Genomic DNA, 19,630 nt, shown 5'->3' on the forward strand with positions numbered 1-19,630 from the left:
CATGCTATTGTGTTACTATAAATAGAATCGTTGATTCAGGAGACAAACATGAAATTAACCGAAAAACAACTCGAACAGATCCGCGCACAGATTAAGCGCGTAAAGGAGTTCGGAAATCCTTTTTATACAAAGCGTTTTGCTAACGTAAATCCGGAAGATATTAAAACCCAGGAAGATTTTGAAAATCTTGTTCCTTTCGTAACTAAGCAGGAGCTCCGCGACGCATATCCTCTCGGACTCGCTACAGTTCCGGAAGAAGAAATTGTCCGCATCCACTCGTCTAGCGGTACAACAGGCGCTCCGGTAGTAATTCCATACACAAAGAAAGACGTTGAAGACTGGGCCATCATGTTTGCCCGCTGCTACGAACTTTCAGGAATCACAAACAAAGACCGCATCCAGATTACACCGGGCTACGGACTCTGGACAGCAGGTATCGGCTTCCAGGCAGGCTGTGAACGCCTAGGTGCTATGGCAGTTCCAATGGGACCCGGTAACACAGAAAAGCAGCTTCAGATGATGCAGGATCTTAAATCAACTGTAATCTGTGCAACTTCTTCTTATGCACTCCTCCTTGCAGAACAGGTAGAAGCCCGCGGACTCAAAGATAAGATTCATCTCAAAAAAGGTGTAATCGGTTCAGAACGCTGGGGCGAAAAAATGCGCAACCGCATCCAGAGCATTCTCGGAATCGAGCTTTACGACATCTACGGTCTTACAGAATGTTACGGACCTGGAATCGGAATCAACGCAGTCGGCGATGATGCAATCAGCATTTTCGACGACTATGTTTACATCGAAATCCTTGACCCTCAGACAGGTAAGCCTGTTCCGGAAGGACAGATTGGTGAAATCACTTTGACCACTCTCGTAAAAGAGGGCGCTCCTCTCTTCCGCTTCCGTACACACGACCTTGCAGCCTTTGTTACAACTCCAAGTCCAGCAGGTCTCAAGTATCCTCGCATCACACAGATTCTTGGCCGCAGCGACGACATGGTAAAAGTTAAGGGCAACATCATCTTCCCAAGCACAATCGAAGACGTAATCAAAGGCGTGCCTGGAACTTCAAGCGAATACCGCGCCCTCATCGAGCATGTAGACGGCAAAGACAAGATGACCCTCTCTGTAGAAGTTGAAGGCGGCACCGACCGCACAGAGGTAGCCCTCGCAATCGCTTACAACTTCAAGCAGAAGTACAACATGACTCCAGAAGTAAAAGTTGTAGGAATCGGCGAGCTTCCACGCAGCGAAAAGAAAACTAAGAGAATCGAAGATAAAAGATTTGAGTAACCTGAATGATTATTGATTTTCATACTCATTTAGATTTCTATAAAAGAGAAGAACTCCAAAAGCAGTTGACCGAGTTCTCCGGAATCATCATAGCAGCCTCGGTAGATGAAAAGAGTTTTCTCGAAAATTGCGCAATTGCGGAGTGGACAAAAAAGTCTGCCCGCAACTGCCACATCATCCCAACCTTCGGTATTCACCCAAATGCAGCTGATGAAAACGCAGCCTTGCTCGACGACCCAACCACAGCAACCCGTCTGGCCGCCTACCTGGACCACTCTCCTCTCATCGGAGAAATCGGAATGGACTTCTGCTGGTCAAAGTGCTCAAAGGAAAATCAGGAAAAAGTTTTCCGCTGGTTTCTTGAATACTGTAACCGGAAAGGTAAAGCCTGCGTAATCCACACAAAAGATGCCGAACAGGAAATCTGCAACATCCTTACAGACTACCCAAAAGCCCGCCCGATTATCCACTGGTACGACGGCCCGGAAAATATCTTCCGCGAGTTTATCCGCCGCGGCTACCCGCAAACTTTTGGTGTTGAAACTATCCGCTCGCCTCACCTTCAGAACCTGCTCCGTCTCACCCCGCCAGAGCTCCTTCTTGCCGAAACAGACAACCCCGACTCTGAGCCCTGGCTGGGCGGCACTCGTAGCGACGTCGCCTTAATTGAAAGAGTTTATGAAGAAATAGCCGGACTTCTCGGTATGAGTCGTCCGGTCTTAGAAAAAATTATTGAAGAAAACTTTAAGCGAATAATTTCAAATTAAAGACTTTCTGGAGTCAAAATCTAACAATACTCGCCCCACTCACAGCCAATGTGACCAGCTTCAATTTCGTCCAGAAGCTCAGGCTTTCCAAAGCAGTGCTTTTTACAAAGCTTAATTGTGCCTGTTCCGGTGCCTCCATTCCATAATCTGTTATGACGTTTAGCTCCATCAGGAGATTCATAATTAACAAGCAGCATTTTTGATTTATCACATTCTACCTGAGTTTCCATAATAGCCTTTGTAGTTTCCTGACGCACATACCAGATTATTTTATCTTCAGTTTCCTTACAGTCAAACTTTGTACGACAAAGAGTCCAGAATTTCGAAAAGTTAAATTCGTAAGACTTTCCTTCATACCAGAAGTCGCTCAAGAGCTTGCGGTTTAGTGCTACTCCAAAAACTTTTGGCCGTCCACCACCAATATCAAATACTGAATCTTCCAGGCGCTTACCTGTTTTCCTGCTTACCAGATCGCAGGAAGAAAGCCATACCCAAGGAGATGTAAAATCAGCTCCCCAGTTTTTATCTGCATAGCCAAACGAACGTTCGTTAGTGATTATATATTTTTCGCCATTTGCAGTTATGCTTCCAGAATACAAGGACTTCATTCCCTCAGCATGCCAGTACATTTCAAAAGCCTTAAGCTTACGAAAAAGAGAACCTGCTCCATAACCTACATTAAAGGCAACTTTTTTATCTACAGTAATGTCCCAGTTCATTGAACCTGAGTTACACATCCATTCAGGGTGAGCAGCTGCATCGCTTTCTGAAACATTAACATTTCCTGTAATTCTGGTCTCACAAGCAGAAGCCTCAGGTGCCTTTACAAAATATCCATTTGAGTCCTGACCAATTTCTACATCCTTCCAGGCATAAAATCTGTGCAGCTGAGTTGGATTCTCTCCCCACCAGCCGCACTTTACCATAAGATAACTTGGCTTCTTTCCCTGCTCACGGTTTGCAGGAAGTTGACCACACACAGGCTGGTCCCCACCAAGCGCAGGATTACAGGTAAAATATTCAATAAAAAATGCACGTTCCTTGCCGGTTTTTTCATTAACTGCAGTAAAATTGTGCCACCACCAGTCGTAGCCTTTACGGGCAAAACGACCATCCAACATCCAGTAATTTCTCTTCAAATCCGATTTGTTCATATTTTTAAAGATAATATCAAATTGCAGAAAAAGCAATTTTGTAGTATCAATATAAGCATGACTACGAAGGAAAAAGTTTTGAAGATGCTCGTTGAAGCCAGAGGCCAGGCGGTGTCTGGTGAGGTGCTGGCGGCAGAGTGTGGTGTGAGCCGCGCTGCTGTTTGGAAGGCCGTAAAGGCTTTGCGCGAGGCCGGCAGCACAATTGAAGGCACAACAAACGGCGGTTATCTTCTGGCCGACAATGATATTTTTACCCCGGAACTTTTTTCAGAAACTTTCTCTACCCGCTTCCCTGAACTTTCTGATTGTCATATTGAATGTTTTAAGCAAATTGATTCAACAAATACTTATGCAAAAAGATTACTGGCTGAATGCGAAAACCTTCGCGACAGCAGCGGCCAGCTAACTGAAGCCGGTAAAAAATACCACAAGGCTGTAATTGTTGCAGAAAAGCAGACTGCCGGCCGTGGCCGCCTTGGTCGCACCTTTGTTTCCCCGGAAAAGACAGGCATTTATATTTCTGTTATTTATGCTCCAGAAGGTGGAATTACAAATCCAGCAAGAGTTACAGCAAGTGCGGCAGTTGCAATCTGCAGGGCAATTAAAAATGTTCTAGGCCGCCTTCCCGAGGCCGCAAACATTGAACCTCAAATCAAATGGATTAATGACATTTTTGTAGGCGGAAAAAAAGTTTGCGGAGTCCTTGCTGAAGGCGTTGCAAATTTTGAAAGCGGAATGATTGAAGCCGCTGTTGTTGGAATGGGAATAAATATCAAAAAGAATAAGACTGCTTTTGAAGGAGAACTTGCTGATGTAGTGGGAACTCTGGAAGACGCCCTTTCTCAGACTTCTCCAGATGCTCCGGCTCCCTCAATTTCTCGAGTCCAGCTGGCCGCAGAAATCGCCGGTCAGGTTCTCAATATTTTCGAAGAAGATTCCTCAAGCCAAGCCGCCCACAAGGCAATCATTAAAGAATACAAGGAAGCTTCTTTCCTGCTTGGCCAGGAGCTCACAGTTTACCCGCTCATCGGCGATCAGAAAGCAAGTTACAAAGCCACTGCCACCGACATAGACGAGAACGCTGGCCTTATTGTAACTCTGAAAGATGGAAGCAAAAAAACTCTGAGTTCCGGCGAAGTCACTCTGAAGTCCTCTGCCGTATTGAAATAGCACGCGCAGAATTATAGGCCTGCTTCATTCCTACTGAGAAAAAAACAGGAAGTAGAACTGCAAACATACGCAGGGACTTGCGGCCACCGCGGGCTTTCCAGGCTCTTTCTGCCTGCTGCCAGTTTTTTGAAACCTGCGGAATAAAGCAGATGAAAAGGGATACAGTCTGAGCTACAGGAGCGTTAGGCCGGCCGTCAACAAGAGGCTTCAAATGCAAAGTCCTGCGCACAGCTAATTCCATAGCTTCAAGCCCTTCGCGAATTTGAAGAGAAGTTGATGTTTTGAAAATCAGGGAAGCAGTCTGAATAATACAGAAAAGTTTAAGCAAGAGAAGCCAGGTTTCTTTTTCTGAAGTTAGAAAAGTGAGAATTGCCTGTGGAAAAACTGCAAACTCAAAAGTTGCCAAGGTGCCGGCTGAAATCGCAGCCGCCAGGCTTCCAATTATTTTTACGAAAATCAAAAAGACTGCGTAGTAAAATACGGCCCTTAAATCTCTAGCCTGTTCTCGCACAGTAAAGTGCAAAAGAAAACTAACTAACGTTTGTAAGGCAATTAGTGCCAGGGCAAAATATGGCGGCAGATAAAAAATACTCAGGCTGATAATAGGAAGCAGGAGAATCTTAACACAAGCCGGGCAGCGGTGTAAAAATGAGGAGCCTTGTTTGTAGGAAAATGCAGTTTCGTTTGTCATATTCAGAAAGCGTCATTCCGAACTTGTTTCGGAATCTTTTTTATAGATTCTGAAACAAGTTCAGGATGACTTGCAAATTATTACTCCCAGATTAAATCCTCAACCTTACCATAAGAAACCAGCGGATTTCTTATATTCCAGGCTTCAAGATTATGTCGCAGGCCCATTCCCGGAGTTCCATCAAAAACCTTTTTTCCCCGGAAGAGAACCACAAAGCGGTCTGCAAGACCAAGACACTTCTCAATCTCGTGGGTAAGGATTATTACGGTTTTACCTTCTGCCTTTAGCTGGCGGATAAGTTTATTCACCTGCTTTACGCCGCCAAAATCAAGGTTTGCATAAGGCTCATCAAGAATGATTGTCGGAAGCTTCATGGCAAGCATGCAGGCAACAGCCAGGCGGCGTTTTTCTCCGCCGGACAAAAAGCGGGCCGGAAAATCAGCCTTTTCTGTAAGACCTGTCTGCTCAAGAGCCTGGCTCACAGCCGCCTGTACATCAGTTTTTTTCCAGCCAAGATTCTTTGGACCAAAGGCTATATCTTCTGCAGGAGTCTCTCCCAGAATCTGAGTTTCAGCTTCCTGAAAAACAAGGCCAACACGGCCATCAACTTGAACGCATAAGTTTACGGAGGTTTCGATACGCCCGCCTTGCGGGCACTCAACCTCCATATTCACCAAAGCCTTATCCCCCTCCATCAGCCCTGCAATAATCTGCATAAGTACACTCTTGCCCGATCCGTTTTCACCGCCGATAACTACGCACTCGCCTTCAGCAATTTCAAGGCTTACATCATCAAGGGCTTTTTTAGGCCCGGCAAGAGTATTAAAGGTTTTTGATAAATGATTAATCTTTATCTGTGTTTTCATATAAATACTGTGCAAGAATCGGACGCAGCTTGAGGGCTACAGGAATTGCTACAACAGTTTTCAAAAGGTCTCCTGGAATATAAGGAATTACACAGGCAGCCATTGTATAAGCAAAGGCTGTTTTTTCTGCAGGAACCTTACCGGCAGCAGTTGCCCAGAAAGAAAATCTGATTACGCCCGGAATGTACAATATCACCATGCCGGCCAGAATTGCAAGACTCACGCGCAGTGCATTTTTCCAGGTGATTTTTTTCTGCTCAACAGAAGGCTTACCTGCAATAAAGCCAGCCACAATAGCACCAAGAAGATAGCCTGGCAAAAATCCGCCGGTTGGCCCCATCCACACAGCAAGGCCGCTTGTTCCACCTGCATACACAGGAAGACCAATCAAACCAGCCAGCAAAAACAAAGCAGTTGGAGCACCCGCAAGCAGACCACCCAAAAGCACACCACACAAAATGCAGAGAACATTCTGCAAAACAATCGGAATTACCCCAAGAGGAATTCTGATAAAACAACCGACACAAATAATCGCCGCAAAAAGAGCGATGAACGAGATTTTTAATACATTCTTATTTTTCATAGGAGAGAATATAGCAGATTAACAAAGTATTGTAAACCTTAAATCACACAACAGGTTTACATTTATTTTCTCTTCACCATTCTTCTAAATATTACAAAGATTTTAACAACAAAAAATCATTCTTCAGTTATAATGATTGCAAAGATTTTTAATTCCCATAAGGGACTCATAAAAGGAGTTTTTATGTACACAGCAAACGAAAAACGCTACGAAAAAATGAAATATAACAGAGTAGGAAACTCAGGCCTCAAGCTTCCAGCTGTTTCTCTTGGTCTCTGGCACAATTTTGGCGACACAGATAAATATTCCACAATGGAAGAAATGTGTTTTACCGCTTTCGACAACGGAATTACACATTTTGATCTTGCAAATAATTATGGGCCAAAAGCAGGTAGTGCAGAAAAAAATTTTGGCCGCATCCTCAAAGAACATTTTAAGCCTTACCGTGACGAAATGATTATTTCTACAAAAGCCGGTTATGATATGTGGGCAGGCCCTTATGGAGACGGTGGCAGCAGAAAATATCTGATTGCTTCTTTGAATCAGAGTCTTGAAAGAATGGGTCTGGATTATGTTGATATTTTCTATCATCACAGAATGGATCCGGAAACTCCGCTCGAAGAAACAATGTGCGCCCTCGACCAGATTGTAAAAAGCGGAAAAGCCCTTTATGCCGGCCTTTCAAATTATGATGGCCCTACTCTCGAAAAGGCTACTGCAATTTTAAATGAACTGCACACCCCATTTATCATCAATCAGAATTCTTATAATATTCTCAACAGAACAATCGAAAACAACGGTCTCAAATCAACTGCTGCAAAGCTTGGAAAAGGAATCATCTGCTTCTCTCCGCTTGCTCAGGGACTTCTGACAGACCGCTATCTTAAAGATATTCCGGAAGACAGTCGTGTTAAAAAAGATGGCCGCTTCCTCAAAGAAAAGAATGTTGAAGATAACCGCGAAGTTTTGATTAAGCTCAATGAAATTGCAGCTGCAAGAAATCAGACACTAGCAGAAATGGCTCTTGCCTGGATTTTAAAAGATTCTGATATTACTTCTGTTTTGATTGGTGCTTCAAGACCGGCTCAGATTCTGGATAATATCAAGGCTCTTGAAAATACAAGCTTCTCTAAAGAAGAGCTTGATGCCATTGATAAGCTGACGCTCAATAAATAGAAAGCTGTAATTTAAAAGATTCCCGGGTCAAGCCCGGGAATGACACGAGTTTCCAGTCGGGGAATGACAAGGGGTTCTAGCGTGTTCCCTTATCGTAAGGAATACCCTCGGCCTTTGGAGCTCGGGATTTCTTTGAGGTAAAGGCAAGTACGATAAGCGAAATGATGTATGGCAGCATCTTGTAAACATCTCCTGGAACAAGATGAATCAGTGCATCAAAAGCAGAGTAAGTATCTGCAACTGCACGGAAGGCACCAAAGAGGAGTGCACTGGCTGCAATACGCAAAGGATTCCACTGACCAAAGATCATAACGGCCAAAGCAAGGAAGCCTGCACCTGCAACACCGTACATAAAGTCCCACTGGCTGTTAGCAGCCGAAATGTAAATGATACCACCAACTCCACCGCAGAAGCCGGAAATCAAAACGCCTGCATAGCGCATCTTGTATACGTTGATTCCCACACTGTCTGCAGCCTGAGGATGCTCACCGCAAGCCATAAGGCGCAAACCAAATCTTGTCTTCTTCAAAATCACATAAGCGGCAGCAACGAGAATCACTGTCAGAATCATGTAAATGTTGAAATCGCCAAGCAGGAAAACCTTACGGTTAGCGATATAATCAAGAATTGCCGAAGGATTTGTACCACCCGACCTCGCATTATTAAAAGCCTTAACAATAACAACAGCTGCAGCGGTTGCCAGCATATTCATAGCCGTACCAACCAGAGTCTGGTCTGCCTTAAAATTAATGGCAGCCACCGCGAGGAAGAGGGAATAGAGCATTCCAAAAAGCACACTGGCCAGAATCGTAAGCAGAATAATTACAAGAGCCGGAGTTCCCACAGGAAGCGAATAAAGCACAAAAGCACCACCAAGGGCACCCATTACCATAATACCTTCCAGACCAAGATTTATAACACCACTGCGCTCACTGAACATACCGCCCATGGCAACAAAAATCAAAACCGAAGCATAAATCAAAGTATATTGAATAAGTAACATATCTGCCTCCCCCTACTTGCTCTCGCCCTTCTTTTTTCTGTCAAAGAGCTTTGAAAGCTGAGTCTTAAACAGGAACATAAAGGCACAGGAATAAATGATGATAGATGAAATCAAATCCGCAATCTGAGGATTAAAATATTTTGTATCAATAAAGCTTCCGCCCTGAGTGATATGCTGAATAAAGTAGCCCGAAAAGATTACGCCAATCGGATTCAACTCACCAAGGAAGGCAACCGCTATTCCGTTAAAGCCCATGGCAGGAACTGTAGAGCTTGTCTTCCATGGCTGAACATCAGTCAGATAAAAGAGAGCCGCAGCAAGCCCCGCAATCGCACCAGACACAGCCATTGTCAAAATCAGATTTTTCTTATCTTTCATACCGGCATATTTTGCAGCATGCTTATTCAAACCTGTTGCACGAAGCTCGTAACCAAGCACTGTTTTTTTCAGAACTATATTCACACAAATTGCAACAAGAATTGTCAGCGGAATAGCAATTGAAACATATTCGTTATCATGGAAAAGCTTACCGAGTCCCAGAGTTGGAAGCAGCGAGCCTGGAGAAGTTTGAGTAATAGAGAAAGTCTCAGATTTTCCAACGTTCATCACACGCTCATTCTGCATAAGAACGTTCACAATATAAAGCGAAATCCAGTTAAGCATGATTCCCGCAATAACTTCGTTCACATTACAGAAGGCTTTAAGAAGTCCCGCAAGACTAGCCCATACAGCAGCACAAATAACTGCCAGCAGCAAGCAAAGCCACCATGGCAAATGCCAGGCAAGCGCGCACCACAATGAAATACCGATTCCAATACAATACTGGCCTGCAACACCAATGTTGAACAAGCCTGATTTATAGGCAAACAAAACTGCAATACCACAAAGAATAAGCGGAACAGCCTTTACCAGAGTCTGGCCCAGGTAGTAAAGCTTTTTACCGTTATTTCTGTAGTACATAAAGTTTTTCAAAATTACGCTGATTGCCTTTGGCGCATGTTCAGCATTGATTATCAAAAGGATGATAAAGCCCACAAGGATTCCAACAAGAGCACAGATAACAGCAGAGGCAATTGAACGGAAGGCATCTGAAGCAAGCATTGCCTTAAACTTATTTTCTTTGATTGTATCACTCATTTATGCTTCCTCCTTTGCTGCGCCCACATTACGTTTGGCACCTGCCATGTAAAGTCCAAGCTCTTCCGGACTAGTCTGCTTTGGATCCAGTTCTCCGACAATCTCGCCTTCGTACATTACAAGGATTCTGTCACTCAGATTCAAAACCTCTTCGAGTTCATAAGAAACCAGAAGGACAGCGGCGCCAGCATCTCGGTCTGCAATAATTGCCTTGTGCAGATATTCAATAGCACCAACGTCCAGACCACGGGTCGGCTGAACTGCAATAAGAAGTGAGTGAGCCTTGTCCAGCTCGCGGCCAACAATTGCCTTCTGCTGATTTCCACCGGACATTGCGCGGGCTATAGTTTTATTTCCCTGTCCGCTACGAACATCATATTTATCAATAAGCTCCTGCGAATAAGCAGAAACTTCTTTATTTTTTATAAACTGATTTTTCTGAAACTGAGGCTCCCAGTAGCGCTGAAGCACCATGTTCTGCTCAAGAGTGTAATCAAGAACAAGGCCGTGCTTGTGGCGGTCTTCCGGAACGTGGCTCATGCCGGCCTTACTTCTTTCACGGATAGATTTTTTTGTGATATCCACTCCGCCCAAGATGATTTTTGAGTTAGCATGTGGAGCCAGTCGCTCCAAGCCTGTAAGCCCCTGAATGAACTCAGACTGTCCGTTTCCGTCGATTCCTGCAATGCAGACAATTTCACCGGCACGAACCTGCAGACTTACGTTATTTACGGCTAACTTTTTATGAAGATGACTTTCTACACAAAGGTTCTGAACATCAAGAATAACTTCGCCTGGATTTGCAGGTGCCTTATCAACTGTAAATTTTACGTCGCGGCCAACCATCATGCGGCTGAGCTCTTCCTTGCTGGTATTTGCAATATCAACAGTGCCGATGTAACGTCCCTTACAGAGAACTGAACATCGGTCAGAAACTTCCATAATCTCATTGAGCTTGTGAGTAATAAAGAGAATTGATTTTCCTTCTGCCGCAAGATTCTTCATAATCTGCATAAGCTCTTTGATTTCCTGTGGAGTAAGAACTGCAGTAGGTTCATCAAAAATCAGAATCTCATTATCGCGGTAGAGCATTTTTAAGATTTCTACGCGCTGCTGCATACCAACAGTGATGTCTTCAATTTTTGCATCCGGGTCAACGGCAAGGCCATATTTCTGACTCAAATTGATGATTTTTTCACGGGCAGATTTGCGGTCTACAAAACCGTTTTTAATGGTTTCGCTGCCCAAAATGATATTATCAAGAACGGTAAAAACTTCTACGAGCTTAAAGTGCTGATGCACCATTCCAATTCCAAGAGCGGTTGCATCGTTAGGATTTCGGATTTCAACCTTTTTTCCGTTCTTATGGATTTCACCCTCTTCCGGCTGATAGAGACCAAAAAGGACACTCATCAGCGTAGATTTTCCGGCTCCGTTTTCGCCAAGCAGGGCATGAATCTCGCCCTTTTTGAGCTGGAGCGTAATGTTGTCATTAGCAACAATTCCAGGGAAACGCTTAGTAATATTAAGCATTTCAATGATGTATTCTTCACTCATAAGAAGAAATTATACTATAAATTGTGGGGGTTTTAAACAAAAAAAACCGATGGTTTCGATACAATGCTTCGCATCACTCAACCACCGGTTTTAAGAGTTCATCGAATACGGTGGTTGAGTAGGCCGAAGGCCATATCGAAACCACCGCAAAGTCGGTTCTCAATGACAGTAAACTATTTAATATTCTGATAGTAATTAACCTTTACAGAAACAGCTGGCTGCTTGTCGATTGAGTTAGAAACAGCAACCTTCTTGTTGAAGATATCGCCAACAAGCTTCTTGTACTCTTTTACTGAGAAGTTCTTCATTGTCCATGTGTCTGTAGGAAGACCTACATAGTTTACGCTTGCATCAGTTCCAGAAACAAGACCGAGAGTTGCAACCTTTCCAGAGTAGTCAGACCATTTGCCAGCCTGAATTGCAGAAAGTGCTGAGTTTACAGTTGCACCAAGACCCTTCATAGCAGAAGTTACACACATACCTGCGCCGTAACCGTTAATCTGAGCTGTCTGGTCTACGTCTACACCAATTACCTTTCCGCCAACTTTTGAAGCAGCTTCACAAGCAGATGTCCAGATTCCACCACCACAAGCAAATACAACTTCTACTTCGCGGTTCTTGTACCATCCGTCCATAGAAGCAGTGATTGTCTGGTCTCCGTAGAACTGTCCACCGTAAACGTACTCAATTGTTACTTTGTCTGCAACCTTGAGTTCTTCAGCAGCCTTGTTAGCACCCTGAACAAATCCGTATCCGTAGCGAACTACAGCTGGAACAGCCATACCACCAAGGAAGCCAAGGTGACGATAACCTTCTTTTACAGCAGCATAACCTGCGAAGAAACCAGGAAGCTCTTCCTGATAAACAGCACAGAATACGTTAGCTGGAACAGCAGCACCACCAAGGTCTCCTTCACTGATATCAAGACCGATGAATTTTGCATCATCATAATCTTTTGCTACCTTAACAATAGCTTCACCAAAAAGGAAGCCAGGAAGAACGATTACATTGTATCCGTCCTGATAAGCAGCATCGATAGAAGCAACACGGTCTGCAGTTGAATCTCCTGCTGGTTTGTAGTACTGGAACTCGAGTCCGTTAGCTTCGGCATAATCCTTACAAGCCTGATAAGTTGTCTGATTGAAAGACTGGTCTGTAATATCACCTGAGTCTGTTACCATAGCGATTTTTACAGAAGATTTCTTTGCAGCCTTCTTGTTCTTTTTAGGAGCTGCAAAAGTTGATGCGCATACAAGTGCAGCCATCATTGCAATTGCAATAAGCTTTTTCATTTATTTATCCTCCAAATAAAATGATATCCTAATCATTATAGAACAGTCTCATCAAATCTTCAATTGTTTCGCGTCGGCGGATAAGTTTTACGCTGCCATCCTTGCAGATGAGAACTTCTGCAGGGCGTGGGCGGCTGTTGTAGGTTGAACACATAGACCAGCCGTAAGCACCGGTGTCGAGTACGCAGGCAAGGTCGCCGCGCTGCATTTCTGGGAGTGGGCGGTCTTTTGCAAGCAGGTCGCCGCTTTCGCAGATGTTACCGGTTACTGTCTGCTCGAGGAACTGGGCACCGTCACGGGCTACAACCTTTCCTTCGCGGATTACTTCGATATCATGCCAGCTGTCGTACATGCTAGGGCGAACTAACACATTCATACCGATATCAGTTCCGGCAAAAGTTTTTCCGTTGTTGTGTTTAACTGCGTGCACGCGCCCCAAGATTACGCTGCCTTCTGCAACACAGAATCGGCCAGGCTCGCTCTTGAAAAGGGGAGCACGTCCGTACTTTGCTACAAAGTCATCAAGGATAGGCTCAAGGCGCTTCTTAAAATCTTCCATTGGGAAAACTGCTTCGTCATCCAGCTTGTGATATGGAATACCGTAGCCGCCGCCAAAGTCAATGAACTCAAGGTCTTTAAATTGAAGGGCAATTCGCAAGATGTTAGTAACTGCATCAAGATAAGGCTGTGGGTCCATAAAAAGCGAACCAATGTGCTGGTTGATTCCGGCAATTGTAAGATTATACTTAGCGGCAATTTCAAAAATCTGAGGAATAAATTCTTCAGAAATTCCAAACTTAGTTTTCTTACCGCCGGTAATTACCTTTTCGTGGTGGCCAGCTCCAACACCAGGATTGATGCGCACTGCAACCTTACCGCCCTTGTTGAGAGAGCCGTAAAGCTCCAGCTGAGCAAGTGAGTCGCAGCTTGTCATAATTCCCTTGTCGATTGCAAACTGCATTTCTTCTGCACTAACGTTATTTGGTACAAAGAAAATACGTTCCTTTGGAAAGCCTGACTTAAGCAGCATCTGGATTTCGCCAGCGCTCATTGCATCGCAGTTGTTGCCTTCTTCAAGGGCCAGCTTAAGGATATGGATGTTTGTGTTTGCCTTTACCGAATAGTTTGCAGTGTAAGGATACTTTGTAATTACCTTTGCAACAGCGTCCATACGGTTACGCAGAATTTTTTCGTTGTAAACGTAGAGAGGTGTGCCATATTCCTGGGCCAGCTTCTCCGGATTGTTGCCTTCAAAAAAGTTTGATTGTTCGATAAATGAATTCATATTTACTCCGTAAATAGGTTTTAGGTTCTAGGTGTTAGGTTTCAGGAAGGAGGGGGAAGTCTCCCCCTCGCTCCAACCCGCTTCGCGGTTTTACGCTACCCCTTCTAGCGGGGGACACCCCCGCAACGCCCCTGTCGAATACTAAAGCAAGTGAGCGCGAATCTCTTCACCACTCAATGGACTCAGGTATGCTGGTGCTACGTCGAATACTGTCTTACAGCCTGTCTGGCCTTCCTTGTTCATTCTGTAAACTGCGCGGGCATAAGCTACGAGTACGCTTGATGTAAAGGCAGGGTTTGAGTCGAGCTTGAGGCTGTACTCAATTACGTTGTTGAACTCGTTGTCCCAGCCGGTCTTTCCGGAGCGGATTACAAAGCCACCGTGTGGAATACCAGAATGGTCGCGCTTCAATTCTTCTTCGCTGATAAAGTGAACTGTTGTGTCGTAATCAGCAAAGTAGTTTGGCATTTCTTTGATTTCTTTTTCGATGCGGGCCTTGTCTGCACCTTCTTCTGCTACAACAAAGCATTCGCGAGTGTGCTTCTGGCGAGTTGTCAATTCAGGGTTCGAACCAGAGCGAACAGCGTCCAAAGCAGCCTGGACTGGAATTGTGTACTGCTTGCCATCCTTTACTCCTTCAATACGGCGGATAGCGTCTGAGTGTCCCTGTGAAACTCCCTTACCCCAGAAAGTGTAATCCTTTCCATTTGGAAGGATGCAGTTTGCATAAAGACGATTCAAGCTGAAAAGTCCCGGATCCCAACCACAGCTGATAAGTGCTGTATGCTTAAAGTCCTTTGCAACCTTATCAACATTTGCAAAGTGCTCAGGGATTTTTGCGTGTGTATCGAAACTGTCAATTACATTGAAATATTTTGCATATTCAGGAGTCTGTTTTGGAAGGTCCGTTGCAGAACCACCACAGATGATAAGAACATCAACTTCATCCTTGTGTTTTTCAACTTCTGAAACATTATAAACAGGAACACCAGCCGTCAAAATTTTTACACTTGATGGGTCGCGGCGTGTGAATACAGCTGTAAGCTCACAGTCCGGATTCTGTTTGATTGCGCCTTCAACGCCCTTTCCAAGATTACCATAACCTAAAATACCGATTTTCATTTTTTATCTCCTTCGCTCAAAAGCGTAATTTTATCCTTTAATGCTTCCTTCATAACCTCAACGAGGTTTTTCTGTCCGGAATACAAACAGGTATCGTGTTCATTGCCAGTCAATTCGCCCGTAAGAACATAAGACGAATCTGTAATAAAACGCAGCTGGCCAGGCTCAGGTTTTGTCTCGTAGATTTTTGCCCCGCTCAGCTTAAAGCCTTTAGTAAGCAGAACAACCTTTTTTCCAGCTTTTACTATTTCTGCAAGCTCACCTTCAAATTCGGCAAGCAGGTCTGCCGATGCCATCATATATAGGCGTAACTCTGTTTCTGCCAGCATCTGACGTATTTTATTTTTGATATTTTTTTCACCAATAATTGTTATGTAACCATCGCAGGCAATTACCTTCCGCGGTGCATGCTTTTCCAGCCAGGCTGCAGTTTTCTGCAATTCTGAGATTCTGTTTTCTGTAAAACGAGAGATTTCAACCGGTCTGTATTTTGTAGATTCACCCTGAACAAGATAAGCCGCGCCCTTTTCTACAAGAGCCGTAAGACCTGCATAAACATTGGATCGCGAAATACCAGTGTCCTTTGCAACTTCATATCCTGTCATCTCGCCGTGGTTCAAGAGAGCTGAATAAATCAAACCTTCCTGCCTGGTGAGTCCAAAATCATTTAAACTGTCAATAAAGTTCATATCAGACATAAAACAATTCCGCGCCTTTGCTAAATATTAGTAGTTCTAAATAATACTACTAGCACAAATATACAGAGATTTAGCTTTAAAGTCAAATTTAAACGAAAAAAAAGAATATATAAGAAAAATTTATTATTTATTATTTATAAACACCTGTGTTATAATTTTTTATAAAAAGGAAAAAAGTATTTATGCGCTTAGTAAACATTTCTATTGATATCTACAATATTCTCATTGGAACAGTTCTCTTCATTTCGCTTGTTCCAAATCATTATATGAAGGAAAGACTTCGCACCTGCTTTAATCTTATGATTATCATAAACATCATAATGTCTGCGGCAGATGCCCTGACTATGCATTATGAAGGTCCTTCTAATCCTCTAAATTTCACAGTTTTTCCTGCAGCCATGTTCATTTACTACTGCATGTCCTGCCTTGTTATAACAGTTGCAGCAATTCAACTGGTATTTTTCGTAGATCAGAAGAAATTCCGTAAACCCTTTTATATTATCCTCTGGATTATTCTGATTTTTTACTTTGCATGTCTTGCAATAACACCTTACACAGATCTTTTATATACAATTGATGCAAACAATAACTATTCCCGGGGAAAATGCTTTTATCTGATTATTATCGTGCAAATCCTTCTTTATGCTGATATTGCAACTTATTTGATAATCAACCGAAAAGTATTAACCCGCAAGCATTCAATGATTATAGGCAGTTTTATTTTCTTCCCGCAGATTGCACAAATAATACAGCTTCTGCACTACGGAATTTCTATTATTAATGCCGGCTACTCAATGGCTTTCATTATGCTCTTTATTCATACAAGCCGAGATCTGGAAGAAAACCTTGAAAACGCAGAAGTAAATCTTGATGAAAAAGAAAACGAACTTAACGATAAGCTTTCAGAAATTGAAAATTCTAAGCTTCAGTTCATTAAGATGCAGAACCACACAATTGAAAGTCTTTCCAACCTTGTTGAAAACCGAGATGAAGATACCGGTGAACACGTTCGCCGTACGAGAGCTTATGTTGAGCTGCTTGCCATTCAGCTGATGAAAAACGGTCATTATCCAAATATTCTGACTCCGCGTTATGTTCGTTTCTTAAAGCGAGCTGCACCTATGCATGATATTGGAAAGATTGTTGTTCCGGACGCTATACTAAAAAAGCCGGGCCGTCTTACTCACAGCGAGTTTGCACTTATGAAGCGCCATGCTTCCGAAGGTGGTAGAATTGTTCATGAAATTCTTGATGGCTATGAAGACCCGGAATACATTCAGATTACTGCAGACATTGCAACTCATCATCATGAAAAGTGGAATGGAACCGGATATCCAGGAAAGCTTGTAGGCGAAGCAATTCCATTGAGCGCAAGAATTATGGCAATAGCTGATGTTTTTGATGCCCTTGTTTCTCCACGAGTTTACAAATCACCTATGTCTTATGATGAAGCTTTCCAGATTATTGAAGAAGGAATAGGTGTGCATTTTGATCCTGTTATTGCAAGAGAATTTTTAAACATCAAAGAAAAGGCTGCCGCAATCAACGAAAGCTATAAAGGCAAATAATATGATACCAGAAGCACCAGCAAAAATTACAGACAATAAATATCGTTTTGATTCCTTTACTAACAACAAAGCTTTTGATGGCAATAAAAAAGGCCGGCTGCCCGCTATGGGCTGGAACAGCTGGAATGCCTTTGGAAGCGGGAACACAGAAGCCCTCACAAAAATTATGGCAGATAAAATCGTTGAGCTTGGACTTGATAAGCTTGGCTACAAATATGTAGTTCTCGATGACGGCTGCTATAAATCCGAACGCGAAGCCGGCAAGCTTGCTAATGAGCCGGTTAAGTTCCCCAGTGGCTTCCGAGCCCTTTCTGATTATGTACATGCACGCGGTCTTAAGTTTGGAATGTATAATGATATCGGTACTAATCTTTGTGCCGGTGCAGCCGTAGGAACCTGTGGTTTTGAAAAGACTGACGCAAAATCTTATATAGACTGGGGCGTAGATTTCCTCAAAATTGATAACTGCTACTATCTTTGGGATAATGCAACTTTTTCAAATCCTGAGAACGCAAAGTACGTTTTTGCCCCAAATTTGCGCCAAATTCAGTTAAAAAAAGGTGATTTTTACATTTTACTCAACGCTGATAAGGGAATTTTGCAAGGACGGGGTGCCAGCCTTAAAGACGGCTATGTAACTGGAATCGGCACCTTTGATGGAACAAATACCGGAACAAACCCTGTTGGTCCAATGAGCAGCGAACTTGTTTTTGATATTGATTTACCGGAAGCAGGCGATTACGAACTGATTGTAAACTACGCCACTGCCCGACAGAACGGCTGCGGCGAATGGCTGCAGGTTGCTACAGGCAGCGGAGAAGGCACTCAGATTTTTTATGATAATCTTCTCCCGCCAACTGATACTCCTGAATCCTTTACAAACTCAGACCCAATCACAATTTCTCTTGAGGCTGGTCTCAACAAGCTCCGCCTTATGAATCACCGCCGCCAGGAAAATACTCTCTGCTCGTATGCCGCAATGCTTGAAGGCTTAAACGAAGCAAAGCCTGACCACGAGGTTCCCCTTTCCCTCTGTGAATGGGGAAAAACTCAGCCACAGAACTGGGGCTATAAGGTTGGCAATTCCTGGCGAATCTTAAATGATATTACCTTCCGCGTTGGCCACGACGGTGACCCGGGCTTTGGAGAATGGACAGATCCAGGAACTCCAAGCGTTACTTCCCAATACAACAAGGCCGTAATCATGGACGAGTTTGCCGGTCTGGACAAGGGCTGGAACGACCCGGATATGCTCATGGTTGGAATGACGGGTATGACTACTCAGATGAGCCAGACTCACTTTACCATGTGGTGTATGATGAACTCTCCTCTCATGCTGGGCCTTGATCTGCGTCGCACAACAAAGGGAGATGAGCTTTACAACATCATTGCAAATAAAGAGCTCATTGCCCTGAATCAGGATTCGCTGGGCCTTCAGGCAAAACGCATTTACACCAGCGCTTCAAAGGCCGACAAAGGCGAGCCTGTAACAAGCCCGGACAAAGCTTACATTACAGACTGCGAACGTGTAGACATTCTTGCAAAGCCTCTTGCAGACGGCTCCCTTGCTTTATCCTTCTTAAACCTCAGCAAAGAAAAGAAAACAGGCGACTTTACCGTAGACCTGCCTTTGATTAAAAAGTTCCTGGGCGACAAGCTGCCGAAATGCTTTTACGAGGCTACAAGCTTCAGTTTTAAAAACCTCTGGACCGGGGAATGCGGCAAGTTCAGCAACGGGATTTTCTCTGTAAAAGGAATTGAAGGCTGCGGAAACGTAACTTTCAAAATCACTCCGGCAGCAAAATAAAAATGAAAGAAGCGTCTGCAGATGAAAATATTATTTCTGTAGGGAACTTTGTGAGCCGGCTTTTTGCCCTGCACCCTACACAGACGGAAGGCAAGACTCCTCCTTCCCTTCCCGAGCTGCTCCGCTACGGCCACTTTCGAGGCTGGCTGGAAGATGCAGACGAACGCCATCCCGATGCACCTCTAAACCACCAGACTGCAGCCCGTATAATTCACATGTTTTTACTGATTGAATGCGGCCTGCAAGATCTTGCCGACATCACGCCTGCAACCACCCTCAAGGATTTATACACCTGCCGCGCCTGTTCAAATCATATAGCCCAGGTTTATTGCCGTGGAATTATGGGAGCTAATGAAGATTTATTTTTTAATCATCTGGAATTAATGACTGAAAGGGAAACAAATGCCGTCATTGCGAACTGCGGAGCAGTAAACCCCACCTCGCAATGACGGATATAGACGAAT

Annotated in this window: 18 protein-coding genes; 7 read left to right on the forward strand and 11 right to left on the reverse strand. The window is 43.9% G+C overall.

Features of this window, described 5'->3' with window-relative positions; translation table 11 throughout:
* Window positions 1-48 precede the first annotated feature (48 nt).
* Window positions 49-1,290: a phenylacetate--CoA ligase family protein gene (locus G626_RS0108835; protein WP_022932425.1), complete on the forward strand. Its 1,242-nt coding sequence runs from the start codon at window positions 49-51 to the stop codon at window positions 1,288-1,290.
* A 5-nt stretch (window positions 1,291-1,295) separates the two neighbouring features.
* Entirely contained in the window at window positions 1,296-2,057 is a 762-nt protein-coding gene (locus tag G626_RS0108840; RefSeq protein ID WP_022932426.1) for a TatD family hydrolase, read from the forward strand.
* 20 nt (window positions 2,058-2,077) lie between these two features.
* Here the strand turns inward: G626_RS0108840 and G626_RS18105 are convergent, their stop codons facing one another.
* Window positions 2,078-3,211, reverse strand: coding sequence for a tocopherol cyclase family protein (locus tag G626_RS18105; RefSeq protein ID WP_027727071.1), 1,134 nt, complete (start codon window positions 3,209-3,211; stop codon window positions 2,078-2,080).
* A gap of 57 nt (window positions 3,212-3,268) precedes the next feature.
* Here G626_RS18105 and G626_RS0108850 point away from each other — a divergent pair, with 57 nt between their 5' ends.
* Complete coding sequence (locus tag G626_RS0108850) at window positions 3,269-4,381, forward strand: biotin--[acetyl-CoA-carboxylase] ligase (protein ID WP_022932428.1); 1,113 nt, start codon at window positions 3,269-3,271, stop codon at window positions 4,379-4,381.
* Here G626_RS0108850 and G626_RS0108855 read toward each other — a convergent pair.
* The 3 genes from G626_RS0108855 to G626_RS0108865 all read right to left on the reverse strand — a co-directional run bounded on the left by G626_RS0108855 (window position 4,350) and on the right by G626_RS0108865 (window position 6,521).
* A complete protein-coding gene (locus G626_RS0108855; RefSeq protein WP_027727072.1) occupies window positions 4,350-5,072 on the reverse strand; it encodes an energy-coupling factor transporter transmembrane component T family protein in 723 nt (240 codons plus the stop codon). The two genes, G626_RS0108850 and G626_RS0108855, sit on opposite strands and share 32 nt — an antisense overlap.
* 80 nt (window positions 5,073-5,152) lie before the next feature.
* Window positions 5,153-5,938 carry an energy-coupling factor ABC transporter ATP-binding protein gene (locus G626_RS0108860; RefSeq protein WP_022932430.1) on the reverse strand — a complete coding sequence of 262 codons (786 nt, stop codon included), beginning with the start codon at window positions 5,936-5,938 and terminating at the stop codon, window positions 5,153-5,155.
* Window positions 5,916-6,521 (reverse strand): biotin transporter BioY, encoded by a 606-nt coding sequence (locus G626_RS0108865; protein WP_022932431.1) that lies wholly within the window; start codon window positions 6,519-6,521, stop codon window positions 5,916-5,918. Before G626_RS0108865 ends, G626_RS0108860 begins: the two co-directional genes overlap by 23 nt.
* Before the next feature lie 183 nt (window positions 6,522-6,704).
* Here G626_RS0108865 and G626_RS0108870 point away from each other — a divergent pair, with 183 nt between their 5' ends.
* Entirely contained in the window at window positions 6,705-7,697 is a 993-nt protein-coding gene (locus G626_RS0108870) for an aldo/keto reductase (RefSeq protein ID WP_027727073.1), read from the forward strand.
* Window positions 7,698-7,773: 76 nt separating this feature from the next.
* On the opposite strand, the gene G626_RS0108875 is transcribed toward G626_RS0108870, so the two are convergent.
* The 7 genes from G626_RS0108875 to G626_RS0108905 all read right to left on the reverse strand — a co-directional run bounded on the left by G626_RS0108875 (window position 7,774) and on the right by G626_RS0108905 (window position 15,791).
* Window positions 7,774-8,700, reverse strand: coding sequence for an ABC transporter permease (locus tag G626_RS0108875; RefSeq protein WP_022932433.1), 927 nt, complete (start codon window positions 8,698-8,700; stop codon window positions 7,774-7,776).
* A gap of 12 nt (window positions 8,701-8,712) precedes the next feature.
* A complete protein-coding gene (locus G626_RS0108880; protein ID WP_022932434.1) occupies window positions 8,713-9,837 on the reverse strand; it encodes an ABC transporter permease in 1,125 nt (374 codons plus the stop codon).
* Window positions 9,838-11,394, reverse strand: coding sequence for an ABC transporter ATP-binding protein (locus tag G626_RS0108885; protein WP_022932435.1), 1,557 nt, complete (start codon window positions 11,392-11,394; stop codon window positions 9,838-9,840). It lies immediately after the preceding gene.
* Between the two features lie 173 nt (window positions 11,395-11,567).
* The gene (locus G626_RS0108890; protein WP_022932436.1) at window positions 11,568-12,686 is read right to left on the reverse strand and encodes a BMP family lipoprotein; all 1,119 of its coding nucleotides are present in this window, start codon (window positions 12,684-12,686) and stop codon (window positions 11,568-11,570) included.
* Window positions 12,687-12,714: 28 nt separating this feature from the next.
* Entirely contained in the window at window positions 12,715-13,971 is a 1,257-nt protein-coding gene (lysA, locus tag G626_RS0108895; protein ID WP_022932437.1) for a diaminopimelate decarboxylase, read from the reverse strand.
* 141 nt (window positions 13,972-14,112) lie between these two features.
* Window positions 14,113-15,093, reverse strand: a complete 981-nt coding sequence (locus G626_RS0108900; RefSeq protein WP_022932438.1) for a diaminopimelate dehydrogenase — start codon at window positions 15,091-15,093, stop codon at window positions 14,113-14,115.
* The gene (locus G626_RS0108905) at window positions 15,090-15,791 is read right to left on the reverse strand and encodes a TrmB family transcriptional regulator (RefSeq protein ID WP_022932439.1); all 702 of its coding nucleotides are present in this window, start codon (window positions 15,789-15,791) and stop codon (window positions 15,090-15,092) included. Before G626_RS0108905 ends, G626_RS0108900 begins: the two co-directional genes overlap by 4 nt.
* Window positions 15,792-15,973: 182 nt before the next feature.
* Between G626_RS0108905 and G626_RS17470 the strand changes: the two genes are divergently transcribed.
* Genes G626_RS17470 through G626_RS0108920 form a run of 3 tightly spaced genes read left to right on the forward strand, consistent with a single transcriptional unit; the run spans window position 15,974 to window position 19,615 of the window.
* The gene (locus tag G626_RS17470; protein ID WP_022932440.1) at window positions 15,974-17,359 is read left to right on the forward strand and encodes an HD domain-containing phosphohydrolase; all 1,386 of its coding nucleotides are present in this window, start codon (window positions 15,974-15,976) and stop codon (window positions 17,357-17,359) included.
* Between the two features lies 1 nt (window position 17,360).
* The gene (locus G626_RS0108915) at window positions 17,361-19,166 is read left to right on the forward strand and encodes an alpha-galactosidase (RefSeq protein ID WP_022932441.1); all 1,806 of its coding nucleotides are present in this window, start codon (window positions 17,361-17,363) and stop codon (window positions 19,164-19,166) included.
* 2 nt (window positions 19,167-19,168) lie between these two features.
* Window positions 19,169-19,615, forward strand: a complete 447-nt coding sequence (locus tag G626_RS0108920; protein ID WP_022932442.1) for a hypothetical protein — start codon at window positions 19,169-19,171, stop codon at window positions 19,613-19,615.
* Window positions 19,616-19,630 lie beyond the last annotated feature (15 nt).

The sequence above is a fragment of the Treponema bryantii NK4A124 genome (assembly GCF_000421345.1).
GTDB classification, from domain to species: Bacteria; Spirochaetota; Spirochaetia; order Treponematales; family Treponemataceae; genus Treponema_D; species Treponema_D bryantii_B.

Coding starts and splice junctions, on each gene's coding strand:
- G626_RS0108835 (WP_022932425.1), top strand. CDS start 49: ATGAAATTAACCGAAAAACAACTCGAACAGATCCGCGCACAGATTAAG.
- G626_RS0108840 (WP_022932426.1), top strand. CDS start 1,296: ATGATTATTGATTTTCATACTCATTTAGATTTCTATAAAAGAGAAGAA.
- G626_RS18105 (WP_027727071.1), bottom strand. CDS start 3,211: ATGAACAAATCGGATTTGAAGAGAAATTACTGGATGTTGGATGGTCGT.
- G626_RS0108850 (WP_022932428.1), top strand. CDS start 3,269: ATGACTACGAAGGAAAAAGTTTTGAAGATGCTCGTTGAAGCCAGAGGC.
- G626_RS0108855 (WP_027727072.1), bottom strand. CDS start 5,072: ATGACAAACGAAACTGCATTTTCCTACAAACAAGGCTCCTCATTTTTA.
- G626_RS0108860 (WP_022932430.1), bottom strand. CDS start 5,938: ATGAAAACACAGATAAAGATTAATCATTTATCAAAAACCTTTAATACT.
- G626_RS0108865 (WP_022932431.1), bottom strand. CDS start 6,521: ATGAAAAATAAGAATGTATTAAAAATCTCGTTCATCGCTCTTTTTGCG.
- G626_RS0108870 (WP_027727073.1), top strand. CDS start 6,705: ATGTACACAGCAAACGAAAAACGCTACGAAAAAATGAAATATAACAGA.
- G626_RS0108875 (WP_022932433.1), bottom strand. CDS start 8,700: ATGTTACTTATTCAATATACTTTGATTTATGCTTCGGTTTTGATTTTT.
- G626_RS0108880 (WP_022932434.1), bottom strand. CDS start 9,837: ATGAGTGATACAATCAAAGAAAATAAGTTTAAGGCAATGCTTGCTTCA.
- G626_RS0108885 (WP_022932435.1), bottom strand. CDS start 11,394: ATGAGTGAAGAATACATCATTGAAATGCTTAATATTACTAAGCGTTTC.
- G626_RS0108890 (WP_022932436.1), bottom strand. CDS start 12,686: ATGAAAAAGCTTATTGCAATTGCAATGATGGCTGCACTTGTATGCGCA.
- lysA (WP_022932437.1), bottom strand. CDS start 13,971: ATGAATTCATTTATCGAACAATCAAACTTTTTTGAAGGCAACAATCCG.
- G626_RS0108900 (WP_022932438.1), bottom strand. CDS start 15,093: ATGAAAATCGGTATTTTAGGTTATGGTAATCTTGGAAAGGGCGTTGAA.
- G626_RS0108905 (WP_022932439.1), bottom strand. CDS start 15,791: ATGTCTGATATGAACTTTATTGACAGTTTAAATGATTTTGGACTCACC.
- G626_RS17470 (WP_022932440.1), top strand. CDS start 15,974: ATGCGCTTAGTAAACATTTCTATTGATATCTACAATATTCTCATTGGA.
- G626_RS0108915 (WP_022932441.1), top strand. CDS start 17,361: ATGATACCAGAAGCACCAGCAAAAATTACAGACAATAAATATCGTTTT.
- G626_RS0108920 (WP_022932442.1), top strand. CDS start 19,169: ATGAAAGAAGCGTCTGCAGATGAAAATATTATTTCTGTAGGGAACTTT.